Origin of the sequence: Yersinia aleksiciae (assembly GCF_001047675.1) — a bacterium.
In the GTDB taxonomy this organism is placed as follows: domain Bacteria; phylum Pseudomonadota; class Gammaproteobacteria; order Enterobacterales; family Enterobacteriaceae; genus Yersinia; species Yersinia aleksiciae.
In genome coordinates, this window is sequence record NZ_CP011975.1 from 2,428,241 (window position 1) to 2,445,351 (window position 17,111).

Sequence of the window (17,111 nt, forward strand, 5' to 3'; positions counted from 1 at the left end):
TATGGATTTTTATTCTATTAAGATGTTTTCAATTCCAAGCGTTTGATATCACCGACGACAAATAAGTAGCAGAACATCGCCATAATGGCAGAGCAACCGACAAAGATTAACGCGGCATTAAAGGAGTGTAACTCTTTCACCAGATAGCCGATCACCAAAGGTGTGACGATGGAAGCGACGTTACCAAAGACGTTAAACATCCCTCCGCACAGGCCGACAATCTCTTTTGGTGCGGTATCGGCAATCACTGGCCAGCCCAAGGCACCGAAACCTTTACCGAAGAAGGCCAATGCCATCAGTGCCACGACCACAAAGTCGCTGTCGACGTAGTTACACAAAATAATGCTGGATGCTAATAACATGCCTAATACGATCGGCACTTTACGTGCGAAGGTCAGTGAATGACCACGTTTAATGAGTGAGTCAGAAAATACGCCGCCTAATACCCCACCGGCAAATCCGCATAAGGCTGGAATAGACGCCACCATCCCCACTTTTAGAATAGACATCCCTTTATCTTGCACCAGATAAATAGGGAACCACGTCAGGAAGAACCAGGTGATGGTATTAATGAAGTATTGCCCGAAGAATACGCCCAGCATCATTCGACTGGATAACAATTGTTTCATGTAAGCTAATTTAGGACCACTTCTATGACCATCAGGTTTTTTGTGATCCATATCAACAACGGCACCGCCTTGTTTTATGTATTCAAGCTCAGCAGCAGACATATCAGGGTGGTCGGTTGGGTTATGAATAAATTTAACCCAAGCGATGGTTAATACAAAACCTAACCCGCCCATGACGGTAAATACATGCTGCCAGCCCCAGGCAAAGGTTAAATAACCTAGCAGTGGAGAGAAGAGCGCCAGTGAGAAGTATTGTGCGGAGTTAAATATTGCGGATGCTGTGCCCCTCTCTTTGGTCGGGAACCAGGCCGCGACAATTCTGGCGTTAGCTGGGAAAGAAGGTGCCTCAGAGAAACCTAACATAAAGCGCATGATAAACATCGAGATAGCGGCATAAGCTATCGGGAACATGTCAACAAAGCCTTGGGTAAAGGTAAAGAGAGACCAGAAAAATAAACTGTAGGTGTAGACACGTTTAGAACCGTAGCGGTCCAGCAGCCAGCCACCCGGTATTTGCATCAGCAGGTAAGCCCAACCAAATGCAGAGAAGATGTATCCCATGGCAACTGCATCTAATTGCAGCTCTTTTGCAACTTCAGTGCCCGCAATTGATAATGTTGCCCGGTCAGCATAGTTAATTGCAGTCACAATAAAGATAATAAATAATATTATATATCGGACGTGGGTCCGTTTCTCAGTTACAGCGGCTTCCAGACTCATATTAATACCCTCTATAAATCATTTTTTAAGGTTGCCGCATTTAAGTTCGTTATGAATAAGATGCAATAACCTATTTTTTATTTGGTGTTATATAAATGCAAATTTTAACTCTCAAAAATGTCTTCGTTAGCGCTGTAGACATTATATGGAGTAGGGGCATAAATCGCATTGTGCATCGGCCCAAAAAATTGCGGGTAAATTATTTAATTGTTGTGTGGCTGTACAGCGCAATGGGGTTAACATCACAATTCATCTTGTTTTTAATAAAATGTGTTTGAACTTGGAAATTAAAGTGATCCAGATCACTCTTTATTCGGTAAAACTCAGCGGTTTATTAGGTAATCAGTTCACACTAAACAAATTAATCTCCTTTATAATTAGCTGTAAATGGGGTAATTCCCTATTCTGAATCTATTCCCCCTCAGTTTAATACTTTTTTCATTTGTACATCTGCCAATTTAATTAGCCAAAAAATCTCGGCAATAGTCAGATTCTTTTGCATTAAAAATTAATTGTAATAATAGAGTATTATGGCCACTATATTTGTGTGGTTAATGAATTGATAGAGTTGTGAAGCGTTATTGCAAATAATAATTATTTATCCAGCAATGGTATGACTTCTGGGAAGAAATAAGATGAATCCATTTATTATTGCTGACGCCGAAAGCTGCATTGGGTGTCGGAGTTGTGAAGTGGCTTGTGTGGTGGCACATCATGAGGGCAAATTCCCTGATAAGCCTGAATATTTCATGCCACGGCTTAAGGTATTTAAAGGCCAGCAACGTGTTAATGACAAACAAGTTTCTCATGACAGGTTAAGTGCGACGGTGGTTTTTTGCCATCACTGTGAAGATGCTCCCTGTGCCAGTACTTGCCCCAATGGGGCCATTGTTGAAATGAATAACAGCATTCAGGTTATTCAGGAAAAATGTATCGGTTGTAAAACCTGCATGATCGCCTGCCCATTTGGCATGATGACGGTGGTAACAGAGACTGTTCAGCCTGCCAGCCATCGTCTGGCCGATGTTTATCAGCGCACTGAGGCACAGAAATGCGACCTCTGTGTTGACCAACCGGATGGCCCCGCCTGCATCAAAACTTGCCCAACTCAGGCGCTGACACTGGTCGATCAACATTATCTGCTGAACCAACAGCAGCTAAAACGCCAGCGTGCGGCACTGAATGAGCACAATGGCCGCCTGTTTAGCAGCGCCACTCCTGCTGGCGTGACTCATACTCTCAGCCCGTTAAGCAAAAATATCCGCGATACTGCCCCGGTCAATGGGTTGCAGCGCCCTCGGACTCCACGGCTGGAGCCAAAAAAGATCCCTCTGGCGGAGCGGAAGAGCAGTTTTGCTGAGATCTATCTGCCGTTCACTGACGGTCAGATCAATGAGCAGGCTGAGCGCTGCCTGAATTGTGGCGATAAAACGATCTGCCAGTGGACTTGCCCGCTGCATAACGCGATTCCGAAATGGATCGCCTTGGTCCATCAAGGACGCATTCATGAGGCGGCAGAATTATCCCATCAAACCAGCAGCTTGCCGGAGATCTGTGGCCGCGTATGCCCACAAGATCGTCTGTGTGAACAGGCTTGTACACTGAATGACCATGACGGCGCGGTCACCATTGGTCAGATTGAGCGACATATCACGGAAACCGCATTGGCAACGGGCTGGCGGCCCGATATGTCGCAGGTTAAACCGACCGGCAAACGGGTAGCGATTATTGGCGCAGGGCCAGCGGGCTTAGGCTGCGCGGATATTCTGGTGCGTAATGGCATCACCCCTGTGGTGTTTGATCGCTATCCCGAAATCGGCGGCTTACTGACCTTTGGTATCCCGGCGTTCAAACTGGAAAAAGGGGTAATGACTCGTCGGCGCGAGATTTTCAGCGAGATGGGGGTCGAGTTTTGCCTGAATACCGAAATTGGCCGCGATATCACCATGGAGAGCCTGCTTAGTGATTTTGACGCACTGTTCCTCGGCGTCGGCACCTACCGTTCAATGCGCTCTGGATTGGAAAACGAAGAGGCTTCAGGGGTTTACGATGCTTTACCCTTCCTGATTGGTAATACCCAACATTTGATGGGTTATTCCGCCAGCAGCGCTCACCCCTATGTCAGCATGGAAAATCAGCGAGTGGTGGTGTTAGGCGGCGGCGATACGGCGATGGATTGTGTGCGCACCTCGCTGCGCCATGGGGCCGCTAACGTCATTTGCGCCTATCGTCGTGACGAAAAGAACATGCCTGGCTCCAAACGCGAGGTCAAAAATGCGCGCGAGGAGGGGGCGGAATTTATGTTCAATCTCCAGCCACAACGGATTGAGGTGGATGAGCAGGGGCAGGTGATAGGCATCAAAATGGTGCGAACCGGCATGGGGCAGGTCGATGCCAAAGGGCGGCAGCAAGCCCGGCCAATCGCCGGTTCCGAACATATCATTCCTGCCGATGCCGTGATCATGGCATTTGGTTTCAGCCCGCATCGTATGTCGTGGCTGGCCGAGCACAATGTGGTGCTGGATAAACAGGGGCGAGTGGTCGCGCCGACCATTTCCGGTTATCCCTATCAAACCAGTAATCCCAAGATCTTCGCCGGGGGTGACATCGTGCGCGGCGCTGACCTGATTGTGACCGCCATTGCCGAGGGGCGCAAAGCGGCCGAAAGTATTGCGTATTATCTTAATGTCTTGTAGCAGGCGGTCGGCGAGAAGATGAACTGATATGTTACTACCGCTGAGTTTTTAAATGCTGCAAAAACTCAGCGGCATCCATAAAACCGGTCACTCTGGCGGCGCTCACTTCATTCCCTTGCGCATCGAAAAATAGGATGGTTGGGAGGCCCAACACCTTCAATTTTTTCAACATCTGCGCATGTTCGGTGCTGTTAGCCGTCACATCAGCCTGAATGAGGACGGTATCGGCTAACTGACGCTGCACTTGCTCATCACTGAAGGTATATTTTTCAAACTCTTTGCAGGCGACACACCAGTCGGCGTACAGATCCAGCATCACGGGCTTGCCCTGTGCTTGGGCCAATGCGGCTTGCAACTGCGGCAAATTAGCGATCGGTTGAAACGCCAAGTGCTTAATCTCATTTTGCGAGGTGTTGCCGTTAAAGGCCCAATCCTGTAGCGGACGGGCGGCGATCAGCAAGGCGGCTAGCAGTAATAGCTGGCAAGCCCGCGCCCAACCCGAGTGCGCTTTTAGGCTCAAGACAAAGGCCCAGCCGAAGAAGGCGACCGCCAGCAGGCTCCATAAGCGCAGGCCCCAGAGATCCCCGAGCACCCGCTCAAGCAAGAAGACTGGTAGTGCCAGGATCACGAAGCCGAAAGCCTCTTTAACATACTGCATCCATGGGCCGCTGCGTGGGATCAGTTTGTTGCCGAACAGTGTCACAATCACCAGAGGAATGCCCATCCCTAACGCATACAAATAAAGCGTGCCGCCACCGGCCAGCATATTACCGCTTTGCGCGATATACAGCAGGATGGCGCTGAGCGGGGCGGTAGTGCATGGCGAGCATATCAGGCCCGCCAGTGCGCCCATGGCAAAAACTCCCGCCAGTGAGCCGCCACGTTGGCTGCTGCTCCACTGTACCAGCCGGGTTTGCAGTGACGAGGGGAGTTGCAGCGAATAGAGGCCAAACATCGATAACGCCAGCAGCACGAACAGCGCCGATAGCCCAATCAACACATAAGGGTGCTGTAGCGCAGCCTGGAACTGTAACCCCGCCGCTGCCACCACCAAGCCGAGCAAGGTGTAGGTCAGCGCCATCCCTTGCACATAAACCACCGCCAACAGCAAGATCCGCCGCTGACTGTGGGGCTTCTCGCGGCCAAGAATGATGGCTGAAATCAGGGGGTACATCGGCAACACGCAGGGGGTGAAGGCGATGCCGATACCAATCAGCAGCGCCCACAATGGTGAGAAGGGCAGTTCAGCCGGAGCGGGTGCCACATCATTTACAGTCGATGCCGTGGCTGCGGCTGCGGGGGGGGCTCCGGCGAGGACCGCCGCCAGCGGCACGATCCGTGTTTCCGGCGGATAGCAGAAGCCCGCTTCGGCGCAGCCCTGATAGGTCACGCTGACGCTCGCGCCATCACCCGCTTGGGTGATGGGGATACTCAGTGTTAATTGCTGCTTGAAAATCGCTACTTCACCATAAAATTCATCATGATGCGCGATGCCTTCCGGCAGGGTAAACGCGCCAAGAGTGGCATTTTGCGGCACGATTTTAATTTGCTGGCGATAGAGATAATAGTCGGGGTGAATCTGCCAACTCAGCGTGAGTTGGTCGCCTTGCTGGCGAAAATCAAAGGCAAATGCTTGATCAACCGGAATAAATCGGCTCTGGCTGCTTTTTTGGTCGAAAGCGGCATTGTCACCAAACAGGGAGGCCTGCGCGCTGTGCGGCGTGAGTAAAATGCTGCACAGCAGCAGAATCAGAGTAAGGAAGCGTTGAGCCATGACAGGTAATCTTTATCTCCGTCCCGTACCGGTAACACCAGCAATTCCGGCGTTTGGTAGGGGTGATGCTGTTTGATAAAACTGAGAAGTGCGTGTTGATGATCCACATTGCTTTTGAACAATAGCTGGACTTCATACTCTTGCTGGAGCTTGCCTTCCCAGTAGTAAATCGAGGTCGCACCGGGCAACAAAGTCGCGCAGGCGGCCAGTTTTTCACCCAGAACCTGCGCGGCTAAATCTTGCGCGCTGGCTTCATCAGGGGCGGTGCACAATACCACAATTGCATCACAAATAATTGCATCACAATCAGACATCTTAACCTCGTGGGTTGTGTGACTTAGCTGAAGAAGTGAACACTATAACGCGAGTGGGGGCAGGCCAGAAGATGATTTATGTCACGGCGGGATAGAGCGGAGAAAACAGGGCGCATGACGCGCCCCATTGATAGATCACAAATTACAGTACCAAACCGCCCATCACAAAGCCAAAACAGACGGCCAGTGCCACCCCGATGGTGCCTGGGATGAAGAACGGATGGTTAAACACGAAGCGACCAATACGGGTGGTGCCAGTGTCATCCATTTGTACTGCGGCGACCAGTGTTGGGTAGGTCGGCAGAATGAACAGACCAGAAACCGCTGCGAAGGACGCAATGGCTGCCAGTGGTGAAACGTTCAGCGCCATCGCCATTGGCATCAATGCCTTGGCCGTTGCCGCCTGGGAATAAAGCAGTGCTGAACAGAAGAAGAAGATAACCGCCAGCAACCATGAGTGAGCTTGAATCAAGCTACCTGCGGTCTCTTTAATCCACTCCAGATTGTGCTGCACAAAGGTATCACCCAACCAGGCGACACCAAGGATACAGATACAAGCACTCATACCGGCTTTGAAAGTACTGGAATTCAGGATTGAATCGGTATCAACCGAGCAGACCAGCGTGGTGATGGTTGCCACACTCAGCATGATGATCAGGATAGCATTGGTGGTGTTCATCAGCGGTGTTGCCACCAGACCGACACTTGGACTGTTGATGATGGCATAAGCCACGACACACAATACGCCTGCCAGGAACAGCAGCACTGAGGTTTTAGCCCGTGGTTTGATCACTTTTACGGTGTCGCCACGTAACGTCACTAAGCCCTCTTCCAAACGTTTCAGATAGATTGGGTCATCTGACAGTAGATTGGGTCATCTGACAGTTTGGAGTTAAAGCACAAGGAGACGATAAACGACATCACCAGCACCGCACACAGGGTGGATGGAATGACAATCATCAGCAGATGCAAGTAGCTGACGCCGTGACCTTCCATGACAGAAGACATGTAGACCACTGCCGCAGAAATCGGTGAGGCGGTGATGGCGATTTGCGCGGAAACTACTGCGGTAGAGAGCGGGCGGCAAGGTTTGATGCCTTGTTCTTTTGCCACTTCTGCAATCACCGGCAGGGCTGAGAGAGAGATATTACCTGTCCCAGCAAAGATGGTCAGAAAATAGGTGACCAGCGGTGCAAGGATAGTGATGTGTTTTGGGTTCTTGCGCAGTAACTTTTCAGTTTGCTGCACCAGATAATCCATACCGCCTGCGACCTGCATCGCAGAGATTGCCGCAATAACGGCCATGATGATTGAAATAACGTCGAAGGGAATGCTGCCGGGTTTGACGCCAATAATCGCCAATACCAGAACACCAATCCCACCCGCAAAGCCGATACCGATACCGCCTAACCTGGCCCCTAAAAAAATGGCCAGCAGAACGATGACTAATTCTACGGCTATCATAGTGTTTACTCCTTGATCCAAATGAAAAATTAAAGTTAAAAAATTGTATTTGCCAGAAAGTAAAAAGGCACGCTGTCCAGAGGAGCATGCGTGCCTTATCGGGCTACCGGATGATTATTTTATTGTTCATTTTCATCGGTATAACGTTTCGCTTTATAGGCCGGATGCATCAGGTTCTCAACAGAGAAAATGTCGTCCAGCTCGGCTTCAGTTAATAAGCCGCGTTCCAGAACCACTTCCCGTACATTTTTACCGGTTTCCGCACAGATCTTGCCCACAATGTCACCGTTATGGTGGCCAATGAATGGGTTGAGATAGGTGACGATACCGATAGAGTTAAAGACGTAACGCTCGCAAACCTCTTTGTTGGCAGTAATGCCGTTAATGCATTTTTCCAACAAGTTGTAACAAGCATTTGTCAGGATGTGGATGGACTCAAACATTGCCTGGCCAATCACGGGCTCCATGACGTTCAACTGGAGCTGACCTGCTTCGGCCGCCATAGTAATGCAAGTGTCGTTACCGATCACCTTAAAACAAACCTGGTTAACGACTTCTGGAATCACCGGATTCACTTTAGCTGGCATGATAGAAGAACCGGCCTGCAACTCTGGCAGGTTGATTTCATTCAAACCGGTACGTGGACCTGATGACAGCAGACGCAAGTCATTACAGATTTTTGACATCTTCACGGCCAGACGTTTCAGGGCACTATGCACCATCACATAAGCACCGCAGTCGGAGGTCGCTTCAATCAAATCCTCTGCTGGAACACATGGCAAGCCACTGATTTCAGAAAGTTTCTTAATTGCCAGCTCTGAGTAGCCTTCTGGTGTGTTCAGCGCAGTACCGATAGCGGTTGCACCTAGGTTAACTTCCAGCAGCAACTCGGCGGTGCGTTGCAGGTTTTTGGTCTCTTCGTTCAACAGCACTTGGAAAGCACGGAACTCCTGACCCAATGTCATCGGCACTGCATCCTGTAATTGGGTGCGCCCCATTTTCAGAATTTTCTCGAATTCTTTGGATTTTCTACCGAAACCTTCGCCTAATTCATTGATCGCGTCGATCAACTTCATAATGGAGGCGTAGACCGCAATGCGGAAGCCGGTTGGGTAGGCATCGTTGGTGGACTGACATTTGTTCAGATGGTCGTTAGGGTTAAGGTATTGATACTCCCCCTTCTGGTGACCCATCAGCTCCAGACCGATATTGGCCAGAACTTCGTTGGTATTCATGTTTAAAGAAGTACCGGCGCCGCCTTGGAACACGTCTACCGGGAACTGATCCATACACTTCCCTTTATCCAGGACTTCGTCACATGCCTGAATAATGATGTCAGCAATTTTACGCGGGATAGTGTGCAGCTCTTTGTTCGCCATTGCCGCCGCTTTTTTAACCATAACCATGCCGCGAACAAATTCCGGAACATCACTGATTTTGCTGTTACTTATATAGAAGTTTTCAATCGCACGCAGGGTATGAACACCGTAGTAAGCCTCTGCGGGGACTTCTCGTGTACCTAACAGGTCTTCTTCAATACGAATGTTATTTGACATGAGAACCTTCTCTAATGTGCTGTCTTGTTTTGTATTTGTTAACTAAATTATGCCGCCGTGGACGCAATATGATGCCGTGATGAACCTCTCGTGCGGAAAGATTAACCATTCATCTTCTTGCTGACAGGATCATATGCTGCCTAATAATAAAAAGCCTTGAACTAGGATCACTATATGGTCGTAATTAATTGAGATGATCTGATATCTGTGATTTCACTCACAGTTAGACTAATTAGTAATAAAAGTATCTACCCAGCTTGAAAAGTCTGTCAACTACCACCATTTCATAAGTGTCGACCCAAGTTGAAAGGGGGAGCTGACGCCTAAATCCGCAAGTAAGGGGAAATAAGAGCAGAGCCAGCATCAGTTGGGTTAAGGTTTTCATGGTATCTGTCAGGCAGGGTGACCTGATGAGGGGTACTGAATGATTGGAATAAGGAGAACGCGGTGCGTTGGTTACCGTTAGCGCTGATATTTTTATTGGCATACATAGAAATATCGATATTTATCAAGGTCGCAGCTGTATTGGGGGTCTTAGTGACCCTGCTGCTGGTGATCTTCAGCTCCTGCGTAGGGATATCTCTGGTGCGTAACCAAGGGATCAAAACCTTTATGCAGATGCAGCAAAAACTGGCGGCAGGTGAAAGCCCAGCGGCAGAAATGGTCAAGAGCGTCTCGCTGATCTTAGCTGGCTTCTTGTTGCTGATCCCCGGCTTCTTCACCGACTTCCTCGGTTTGCTGCTGCTATTACCACCGATTCAAAAATCGTTAACGCTAAAGCTGATGCCACATCTGAACATTTATCGTGGCGGCGGTTTTGGTACCGGCAGTGGTCCAATGGGCGGCGGAAATACCTTTGACGGCGAGTTTCAGCGTAAAGCTGATGATCGCTACACCGTAGAGCATCGCCCGGATGAGGATGATAAACCTACAGATAATCGTTTTAAAGATGATAGGTAAGCGGTGATTTTTTCTAATTGGTTGTTTATTAATCATAAATTAATCATGTAAATGACAGGCTTTTCTTTGGGGTAAGGGTGATGAAGTGGATAAAACAACCCGCTTTCAGGCGACAAAAAAATGAAATTTTTTTTGTCGTCTCCCTTGAAGCGATAAGATATCGCCCCCATTAAGAAAGCCACGGTATCGGTTATGAAGGCAGACCGATATTAATCCTAAATCTGATACGGACCTTCTCATAGGAGAGCTATCAATGAAAATTCGTCCATTGCATGACCGCGTTATCGTCAAGCGCAAAGAAGTTGAATCCAAATCTGCTGGCGGCATCGTTCTGACTGGCACTGCAGCGGGTAAATCTACCCGTGGTGAAGTTCTGGCAGTCGGCAATGGTCGCATCCTGGATAACGGTGAGATCAAGCCGCTGGATGTGAAAGTAGGCGACGTCGTTATTTTCAACGATGGTTACGGCGTGAAGTCAGAGAAGATCGACCATGAAGAAGTGTTGATCATGTCCGAAAGCGACATCCTGGCAATTGTTGAAGCGTAATCACGCTCTCTAATCTTCTGAACTGAACGAGTTAAGGGAAATACCAATGGCAGCTAAAGACGTAAAATTCGGTAACGACGCACGCATCAAAATGCTACGCGGCGTAAACATCCTTGCTGATGCAGTGAAAGTGACCCTGGGCCCGAAAGGCCGTAACGTAGTTCTGGATAAGTCTTTCGGCTCTCCAACTATCACCAAAGACGGTGTATCAGTTGCACGTGAGATCGAACTGGAAGACAAGTTCGAGAACATGGGCGCACAGATGGTTAAAGAAGTTGCCTCTAAAGCGAATGACGCGGCGGGTGACGGTACCACTACTGCAACTGTATTGGCTCAATCCATTATCACTGAAGGTCTGAAAGCAGTTGCGGCCGGCATGAACCCAATGGACCTGAAGCGCGGTATCGACAAAGCCGTTATCGCTGCGGTTGAAGAACTGAAAAAACTGTCTGTACCTTGCTCTGACTCTAAAGCCATCGCTCAGGTAGGTACCATCTCTGCGAACTCCGACTCAACCGTGGGTGAGCTGATCGCACAAGCGATGGAGAAAGTCGGTAAAGAAGGCGTTATCACCGTTGAAGAAGGCTCTGGCCTGCAAGACGAGCTGGACGTTGTAGAAGGTATGCAGTTCGACCGTGGCTATCTGTCTCCTTACTTCATCAATAAGCCAGAAACGGGTTCGATTGAACTTGAAAGCCCATTCATCCTGTTGGCTGACAAGAAAATCTCTAACATCCGTGAAATGCTGCCAGTACTGGAAGCCGTCGCGAAAGCCGGTAAACCACTGCTGATCATTGCAGAAGACGTTGAAGGCGAAGCCTTGGCGACTCTGGTTGTTAACACCATGCGCGGCATCGTAAAAGTGGCTGCGGTTAAAGCACCTGGTTTCGGTGATCGTCGTAAAGCCATGCTGCAAGACATCGCAACTCTGACTGGCGGTACTGTTATTTCTGAAGAGATCGGTCTGGAACTGGAAAAAACCACTCTGGAAGATCTGGGTCAGGCGAAACGTGTTGTTATCAACAAAGACACTACCATCATCATCGATGGCGTAGGTGACGAAGCTGCAATTCAGGGCCGTGTTACTCAGATCCGTCAGCAAATTGAAGATGCGACTTCTGACTACGACAAAGAAAAACTGCAAGAGCGTGTTGCTAAACTGGCTGGCGGCGTTGCCGTTATCAAAGTGGGCGCCGCAACTGAAGTTGAAATGAAAGAGAAGAAAGCACGCGTTGAAGATGCTCTGCACGCAACCCGCGCAGCAGTAGAAGAAGGCGTGGTTGCTGGTGGTGGTGTTGCGCTGATTCGTGCGGCATCTGCTATCACTGCTTCTGGCCTGAAAGGCGACAACGAAGACCAGAACGTGGGTATCAAAGTTGCTCTGCGTGCGATGGAATCTCCACTGCGTCAGATCGTGGTTAACGCCGGTGAAGAAGCCTCAGTTATCGCGAACAACGTAAAAGCGGGTTCAGGTAGCTACGGTTACAACGCATACAGCGAAGAATACGGCGACATGATCGCGATGGGTATCTTGGATCCAACTAAAGTGACTCGTTCTGCTCTGCAGTACGCAGCCTCTATTGCTGGTCTGATGATCACCACTGAGTGCATGATCACTGACCTGCCACGTGATGACAAAGGCGGCGATATGGGCGCTGGCGGCATGGGTGGTATGGGCGGCATGGGCGGCATGATGTAATGCTCCCAATCTTTCGGTCGCCGTTGAGATAACGGTAACGGAAGGTAAAGCTGTTGATAAAAGCGAGTGGGGTGACCTGCTCGCTTTTATTTATGATACTAAACCTGCTATTCCCAAACCTGTCATAACCCCGTCCCAATAGAGCATTATACTCAGTATTATCTGATTCAAATTTTGCAACCTAACGCCATAAAAGCGGTTTTATTTCATTCAGTGTGATGATTGCAGGACTTTTTTTAGCTTCTGCGCTAATTTAATGTGTAAACTATTGGCTATCAGTCTCGATATCGGGTATCTGGATGATTTCGGCAACGGATGCTTAAGCGGCGGCGGTGCTTTCTGGTAATCTTTAGCGTGATTCTCAACTTCGAATGGGGAAAAAAATGCGGATTAAAGTGTTACTCGGTCTTTCAGCGGCACTGTTGCTGGCAGGTTGTAGCTCCACTAACCAATTGAGTTCGGCAGGCGAGCAAGTGAAGTTCTCCGATACCAAACCGGGTAGTGAATGTCAGTTGGTCGGCCAGGTGACTGGGGTTCAGAGCAACTGGTTCTCAGGTGGCGGCGGTGAAAGCAGCTCTATGCGCGGTGCAGCAAATGACCTGCGTAATAAAGCAGCAGCCATGGGCGGCAACGTGATTTATGGTGCGACCAGCCCGAGCGAAACCTTCTTATCAAGCTTTGCGCCACTAGACAGTAAAATGGTTGGCGAAGTTTATAAGTGCCCTTGATAGCTAAAGCTTAGGCACAAGTTGAAATAAGGGGATGCCATGGCATCCCCTTTATACCTGTCATCTTTTGAATTGCAGCAGTGTTGGCTGGATTCAATCACCCGAATTACTCATTCTGCATTAATCGCAGGTCCAGTGGTGTTTTACTGGGTTGCCCGCCGATTTCTCGGGCTAGACGTGGGACCAAATAACCGGAAACGCGGCTGAGCAAGCCTTTCATTAATTGCCGCGCTTCATCGTCATCGACCATAAAGTGAGCAGCGCCTTGCACTTTATCTAAAACATGAATGTAGTAAGGCAAAATCCCTGCATCAAACAAAGCATTACTTAATGTTGCCAGTACATCTGCATCATCATTGACGCCACGTAGCAGCACACTCTGGTTTAATAGCGTCACACCCGCCCGTTTCAGCTGCGCCATACTGTCTCGCAAGGGCTGATCGATTTCATTGGCATGGTTTATATGTGTGACCATCAACACCTGCAATCGTGAATCACTTAACCGCTGGCACAGAGCCGCAGTGATTCGGTCAGGGATCACCACTGGCAAACGGGTATGGATACGTAACCGTTTGATGTGGCTGATGCTTTCTAGTTCATCTAATAACCAGCTCAGCTCGCTGTCTTTGGCCATCAATGGATCGCCGCCCGAAAAGATGATCTCATCCAACTCAGGATGTTGGCGGATATAATTCAGCGCCTGATGCCAATTGGCTTTATTGCCTTGGTTATCCTGATAAGGGAAATGGCGGCGGAAACAGTAGCGGCAATTGACGGCACAACCACCTTTGACCAGTAATAGCGCGCGGTTGCGATACTTATGCAACAATCCGGGTACGACACTGCGCTGTTCATCCAGCGGGTCGTTGGTAAAACCGGGGGCAGCGATAAACTCTTCACGTGCGGTGAGCACCTGAAGCAATAAAGGGTCTAATGGATCGCCTGGCTGCATACGTGCGACGAACGCACGTGGTACTCTAAGCGGGAATAAACGACGTGCCGCAGTGCCTTGTTGCAGGTTAGGGTGTTCATTTAATAGCAGAATTCTTAGCAATTCGTCCGGATCGGTAATTACATCGGCGAGTTGTTGCAACCAATCTTCTCTAATTGGCATGTTTCGGGTTACAATACTTGCCATTTTTTAGGCTTACTACCAGTTTCTTGAGGACCATCATGGCCAGTTATTATAGCAACGATTTTCGTCCCGGTCTTAAAATCATGTTCGAGGGCGAGCCTTATTCAGTTGAGTCCAGCGAGTTCGTAAAACCAGGCAAAGGCCAAGCTTTTGCTCGTGTTAAGATGCGTCGTTTGCTGACCGGCGGGCGCGTTGAGAAGACCTTCAAATCAACAGATTCTCTGGAAGGCGCTGACGTTAACGACCTGAACCTGACTTACCTGTACAACGACGGTGAGTTCTGGCACTTCATGAATAACGAGACTTACGAACAGCTGCAAGCTGATGCAAAAGCGATTGGCGACAACGGCAAATGGCTGGTTGATCAGGCTGAATGTATCGTAACTCTATGGAATGGCCTGCCTATCGCGGTCACCCCACCAAACTTTGTTGAACTCGAAATCGTTGATACTGACCCAGGTCTGAAAGGTGATACTGCCGGTACTGGTGGCAAACCTGCGACACTGAGCACCGGTGCAGTGGTCAAAGTGCCATTATTCGTACAGGTTGGCGAAGTCATCAAAGTTGATACCCGCTCTGGCGAATATGTTTCTCGCGTGAAGTAAGCTTGATAAACAAGCTGTGCTGAGAATTAAAGAAAACCGCTTAAAAGCGGTTTTCTGCTATCTGGGCTGGGTTGATTGGAGCCGACTGGCATCACTCGGTTTTGCCGTCGCTTCAGCCTGAGGAAAGCGTAATACTGTTTTTATGACTATGCTTATAAAGCGAATATACTCAAAGCTCTATAAGGAACTTTCATAATGGTAAAGAAAAGCATCGCGATTATTTTCTCATTGTTAGTTATCTCTTCATTGAGTGCCTGTAACACCACGAAGGGTGTTGGTAAAGATGTTCAAAGTGCTGGCAGTGCTATTGAACGCAGCGCTGAATAAGCCGTTTTTTATGCTGTCATCGGCGGTAATCGCCGCCGAATTTTTTGCCGCAAACGACTCTTCGCATCTCCAATCCCTACATTGAATGTATTGCTGCTTATTATTGGGCGTGATAATTTATCCCTCTAATCTTTCTGCTGTTCGGGACGACCTGAACACGCATCTGTTTTCCGGGGACGACCCCGCCTGAGCGAGGTGGTTACCATGGCTTGGATTATTCTGGTTATTGCGGGTTTGTTAGAAGTTATTTGGGCTATTGGCCTGAAGTATTCCCATGGTTTTACGCGGCTGACACCCAGTGTCATCACTCTTGTGGCGATGGCGGCGAGTGTTTTTCTTTTGGCCTATGCCATGAAAACGCTACCGGCTGGTACGGCATATGCGGTCTGGACGGGTATCGGCGCGATAGGTACCGCCATTTTAGGCATTGCGCTGCTAGGGGAGTCCGCCAGTCTGGCACGCGTGTTTAGTTTGGGGCTGATTTTGGCGGGGATTATTGGGTTGAAGCTGGCGTCTGCTTAACCCAGATCAAATCCTCCACCGGGAATCCATAATTCTTCGCTACGGCGACCAGACGATCGCGTGTTTGGCTATCAATGGTTGGCGTGCGAGACAGGATCCACAGGTAATCTCGGTTAGGGCCGGCAATTAAGGCATGCTGATATTCATCATCCAAATCAATGACGTTGTAGCCGCCATAGAAAGGCCCGAAGAATGAAACCTTAAGTGAGGCTTGTTGTGGGGAGCCAATAAAATAGGCTTTGCCGACACTCTCCTGCCATTGCTGTTTCTTCGCGTTATAACCTCGGTTAATCACTTTTACGCCACCATCATCGCGGAGCGTGTAATTGGCGGTGACGTGATCTAGGCCGCGTTCAAAAGAGTGGTCTAGTCGAGCAATCTCATACCATGTACCGAGATAGCGTGGTAATTGGAAATTATCGACGATTTTCACGTCTTTTGGTGGTGTGATATTGCAAGCGACAGAGAGCAGTGTTGCCGTCAACACAGATAATTTTGACCACAGACGCATTGGTATTCCTCAATGTTTCAGTTGTTAACTTGCAACTGAGAATAGCTATCATCTATGGAAGAAGCAAATGGATGAATCTGAGTTATTGGCGATGAGCAAAAAAATGGCCCGGCAGAGGCGCGGGCCGTTGATAGGGCATGGGTGATTACAGCGTCAGGACACCGATGATAGCAACCACACTCAGAATGGCGGCTAAGCCATAGAACACCCATTTCCCAGCTGGGACGTGGATTCTCAAATCATGCATAGCGTGATGGATACGGTGTAAACCGCACCACAGTGGCAGAATAATCATCAGCAGCAGGAATATCCGGCCAATAAAACTCTGACAAAACGCCAGAATGCGCTCATAACTCAACGCATCACCTGGAAAGGCGCCCAGTGGTAGCAGGATGGCGACCAGCAGAATAACCGCAGGTGCAATAATGGCACTCCACATACCGCCAGCACCAAACAGACCCCAGAAGATAGGTTCATCGGAGCGCTTAGGGACTTGATTCATCTTATTTTCCTCCGGGTTAGAGTAAGGCAACGGCTAAAATAATCGCGGTAGCCACGACCGTCACAACCCACAGCGCCTTGATAACTGGCTCTGGACCCATTTTTTCGCTATTCACGATAATATTGGCGGCTTTGGGTGCCAGTTCAAACCACGTTTTGGTATGTAACACTGCGGCCAATAAAGTAACGATATTGATCAGTAGCACCAATGGGTTTTGCAGGAAGCCGACAAAACCTTCCCACCCAGCAGGGCCACTTTTCAGCGCGAATACGCCGTAAATCATCAGAACACTGAACCAGACTGTCGGTACCGATGTCCCTTCACGCAACATATAAAAGCGATAGAAACCGAGCTTTTGCCACCAGTTGGGGGCCATGGTGCGGACATAAGCTTTACGTTTAGTCGTCATTTTTGTCTCCCCT

General features: G+C 49.1%; 16 protein-coding genes and 1 pseudogene. 8 read left to right on the top strand and 9 right to left on the bottom strand.

The annotated features are described in order from the left end of the window. Window positions 1–17: 17 nt before the first annotated feature. Window positions 18–1,349 carry an MFS transporter gene (locus tag ACZ76_RS10980; RefSeq protein WP_048618974.1) on the bottom strand — a complete coding sequence of 444 codons (1,332 nt, stop codon included), beginning with the start codon at window positions 1,347–1,349 and terminating at the stop codon, window positions 18–20. Between the two features lie 635 nt (window positions 1,350–1,984). On the opposite strand from ACZ76_RS10980, the gene aegA reads away from it, so the two are divergent. Then, window positions 1,985–4,045, top strand: coding sequence for a formate-dependent uric acid utilization protein AegA (gene aegA, locus ACZ76_RS10985; protein WP_048618975.1), 2,061 nt, complete (start codon window positions 1,985–1,987; stop codon window positions 4,043–4,045). Between the two features lie 34 nt (window positions 4,046–4,079). Here the strand turns inward: aegA and ACZ76_RS10990 are convergent, their stop codons facing one another. The 4 genes and pseudogenes from ACZ76_RS10990 to aspA form a co-directional block, all read right to left on the bottom strand. Then, window positions 4,080–5,819, bottom strand: a complete 1,740-nt coding sequence (locus tag ACZ76_RS10990; protein ID WP_048618976.1) for a protein-disulfide reductase DsbD — start codon at window positions 5,817–5,819, stop codon at window positions 4,080–4,082. After that, window positions 5,795–6,133 (bottom strand): divalent cation tolerance protein CutA, encoded by a 339-nt coding sequence (cutA, locus tag ACZ76_RS10995; RefSeq protein ID WP_048618977.1) that lies wholly within the window; start codon window positions 6,131–6,133, stop codon window positions 5,795–5,797. Before cutA ends, ACZ76_RS10990 begins: the two co-directional genes overlap by 25 nt. Before the next feature lie 142 nt (window positions 6,134–6,275). Beyond that, window positions 6,276–7,597 (bottom strand): annotated as a pseudogene (locus ACZ76_RS11000) (anaerobic C4-dicarboxylate transporter). Between the two features lie 119 nt (window positions 7,598–7,716). Further along, the gene (gene aspA / locus ACZ76_RS11005; protein WP_048618978.1) at window positions 7,717–9,153 is read right to left on the bottom strand and encodes an aspartate ammonia-lyase; all 1,437 of its coding nucleotides are present in this window, start codon (window positions 9,151–9,153) and stop codon (window positions 7,717–7,719) included. 447 nt (window positions 9,154–9,600) lie between these two features. Between aspA and ACZ76_RS11010 the strand changes: the two genes are divergently transcribed. The 4 genes from ACZ76_RS11010 to ACZ76_RS11025 all read left to right on the top strand — a co-directional run bounded on the left by ACZ76_RS11010 (window position 9,601) and on the right by ACZ76_RS11025 (window position 13,087). Then, complete coding sequence (locus tag ACZ76_RS11010) at window positions 9,601–10,113, top strand: FxsA family protein (RefSeq protein ID WP_048618979.1); 513 nt, start codon at window positions 9,601–9,603, stop codon at window positions 10,111–10,113. 253 nt (window positions 10,114–10,366) lie between these two features. Next, entirely contained in the window at window positions 10,367–10,660 is a 294-nt protein-coding gene (locus ACZ76_RS11015; RefSeq protein WP_048618980.1) for a co-chaperone GroES, read from the top strand. A gap of 46 nt (window positions 10,661–10,706) precedes the next feature. Then, complete coding sequence (gene groL / locus ACZ76_RS11020; RefSeq protein ID WP_032813274.1) at window positions 10,707–12,359, top strand: chaperonin GroEL; 1,653 nt, start codon at window positions 10,707–10,709, stop codon at window positions 12,357–12,359. Window positions 12,360–12,742: 383 nt separating this feature from the next. Next, window positions 12,743–13,087: a DUF4156 domain-containing protein gene (locus tag ACZ76_RS11025; protein WP_048618981.1), complete on the top strand. Its 345-nt coding sequence runs from the start codon at window positions 12,743–12,745 to the stop codon at window positions 13,085–13,087. 106 nt (window positions 13,088–13,193) lie between these two features. On the opposite strand, the gene epmB is transcribed toward ACZ76_RS11025, so the two are convergent. Further along, window positions 13,194–14,225, bottom strand: coding sequence for an EF-P beta-lysylation protein EpmB (gene epmB, locus ACZ76_RS11030; protein ID WP_048618982.1), 1,032 nt, complete (start codon window positions 14,223–14,225; stop codon window positions 13,194–13,196). Window positions 14,226–14,260: 35 nt separating this feature from the next. On the opposite strand from epmB, the gene efp reads away from it, so the two are divergent. The 3 genes from efp (at window position 14,261) to sugE (ending at window position 15,676) form a co-directional block, all read left to right on the top strand. Then, the gene (gene efp, locus ACZ76_RS11035) at window positions 14,261–14,827 is read left to right on the top strand and encodes an elongation factor P (RefSeq protein WP_004873942.1); all 567 of its coding nucleotides are present in this window, start codon (window positions 14,261–14,263) and stop codon (window positions 14,825–14,827) included. Window positions 14,828–15,022: 195 nt separating this feature from the next. Continuing rightward, entirely contained in the window at window positions 15,023–15,154 is a 132-nt protein-coding gene (locus ACZ76_RS11040) for an entericidin A/B family lipoprotein (protein WP_048618983.1), read from the top strand. A gap of 204 nt (window positions 15,155–15,358) precedes the next feature. Next, complete coding sequence (gene sugE, locus ACZ76_RS11045) at window positions 15,359–15,676, top strand: quaternary ammonium compound efflux SMR transporter SugE (protein ID WP_048618984.1); 318 nt, start codon at window positions 15,359–15,361, stop codon at window positions 15,674–15,676. Here sugE and blc read toward each other — a convergent pair. The 3 genes from blc to frdC all read right to left on the bottom strand — a co-directional run bounded on the left by blc (window position 15,648) and on the right by frdC (window position 17,098). After that, a complete protein-coding gene (blc, locus tag ACZ76_RS11050; RefSeq protein WP_048618985.1) occupies window positions 15,648–16,187 on the bottom strand; it encodes an outer membrane lipoprotein Blc in 540 nt (179 codons plus the stop codon). The two genes, sugE and blc, sit on opposite strands and share 29 nt — an antisense overlap. A 145-nt stretch (window positions 16,188–16,332) precedes the next feature. Next, window positions 16,333–16,689: a fumarate reductase subunit FrdD gene (gene frdD, locus ACZ76_RS11055; RefSeq protein WP_004873939.1), complete on the bottom strand. Its 357-nt coding sequence runs from the start codon at window positions 16,687–16,689 to the stop codon at window positions 16,333–16,335. 16 nt (window positions 16,690–16,705) lie between these two features. Continuing rightward, on the bottom strand, window positions 16,706–17,098 hold the full coding sequence (frdC, locus tag ACZ76_RS11060; protein ID WP_048618986.1) for a fumarate reductase subunit FrdC: 393 nt from the start codon (window positions 17,096–17,098) through the stop codon (window positions 16,706–16,708). Between the last annotated feature and the right edge of the window lie 13 nt (window positions 17,099–17,111).

What these genes read in the sequence shown, in the direction of transcription:
- ACZ76_RS10980 (WP_048618974.1), bottom strand. Translation starts at nt 1,349, where the DNA reads ATGAGTCTGGAAGCCGCTGTAACTGAGAAACGGACCCACGTCCGATAT.
- aegA (WP_048618975.1), top strand. Translation starts at nt 1,985, where the DNA reads ATGAATCCATTTATTATTGCTGACGCCGAAAGCTGCATTGGGTGTCGG.
- ACZ76_RS10990 (WP_048618976.1), bottom strand. Translation starts at nt 5,819, where the DNA reads ATGGCTCAACGCTTCCTTACTCTGATTCTGCTGCTGTGCAGCATTTTA.
- cutA (WP_048618977.1), bottom strand. Translation starts at nt 6,133, where the DNA reads ATGTCTGATTGTGATGCAATTATTTGTGATGCAATTGTGGTATTGTGC.
- aspA (WP_048618978.1), bottom strand. Translation starts at nt 9,153, where the DNA reads ATGTCAAATAACATTCGTATTGAAGAAGACCTGTTAGGTACACGAGAA.
- ACZ76_RS11015 (WP_048618980.1), top strand. Translation starts at nt 10,367, where the DNA reads ATGAAAATTCGTCCATTGCATGACCGCGTTATCGTCAAGCGCAAAGAA.
- groL (WP_032813274.1), top strand. Translation starts at nt 10,707, where the DNA reads ATGGCAGCTAAAGACGTAAAATTCGGTAACGACGCACGCATCAAAATG.
- ACZ76_RS11025 (WP_048618981.1), top strand. Translation starts at nt 12,743, where the DNA reads ATGCGGATTAAAGTGTTACTCGGTCTTTCAGCGGCACTGTTGCTGGCA.
- epmB (WP_048618982.1), bottom strand. Translation starts at nt 14,225, where the DNA reads ATGGCAAGTATTGTAACCCGAAACATGCCAATTAGAGAAGATTGGTTG.
- efp (WP_004873942.1), top strand. Translation starts at nt 14,261, where the DNA reads ATGGCCAGTTATTATAGCAACGATTTTCGTCCCGGTCTTAAAATCATG.
- ACZ76_RS11040 (WP_048618983.1), top strand. Translation starts at nt 15,023, where the DNA reads ATGGTAAAGAAAAGCATCGCGATTATTTTCTCATTGTTAGTTATCTCT.
- sugE (WP_048618984.1), top strand. Translation starts at nt 15,359, where the DNA reads ATGGCTTGGATTATTCTGGTTATTGCGGGTTTGTTAGAAGTTATTTGG.
- blc (WP_048618985.1), bottom strand. Translation starts at nt 16,187, where the DNA reads ATGCGTCTGTGGTCAAAATTATCTGTGTTGACGGCAACACTGCTCTCT.
- frdD (WP_004873939.1), bottom strand. Translation starts at nt 16,689, where the DNA reads ATGAATCAAGTCCCTAAGCGCTCCGATGAACCTATCTTCTGGGGTCTG.
- frdC (WP_048618986.1), bottom strand. Translation starts at nt 17,098, where the DNA reads ATGACGACTAAACGTAAAGCTTATGTCCGCACCATGGCCCCCAACTGG.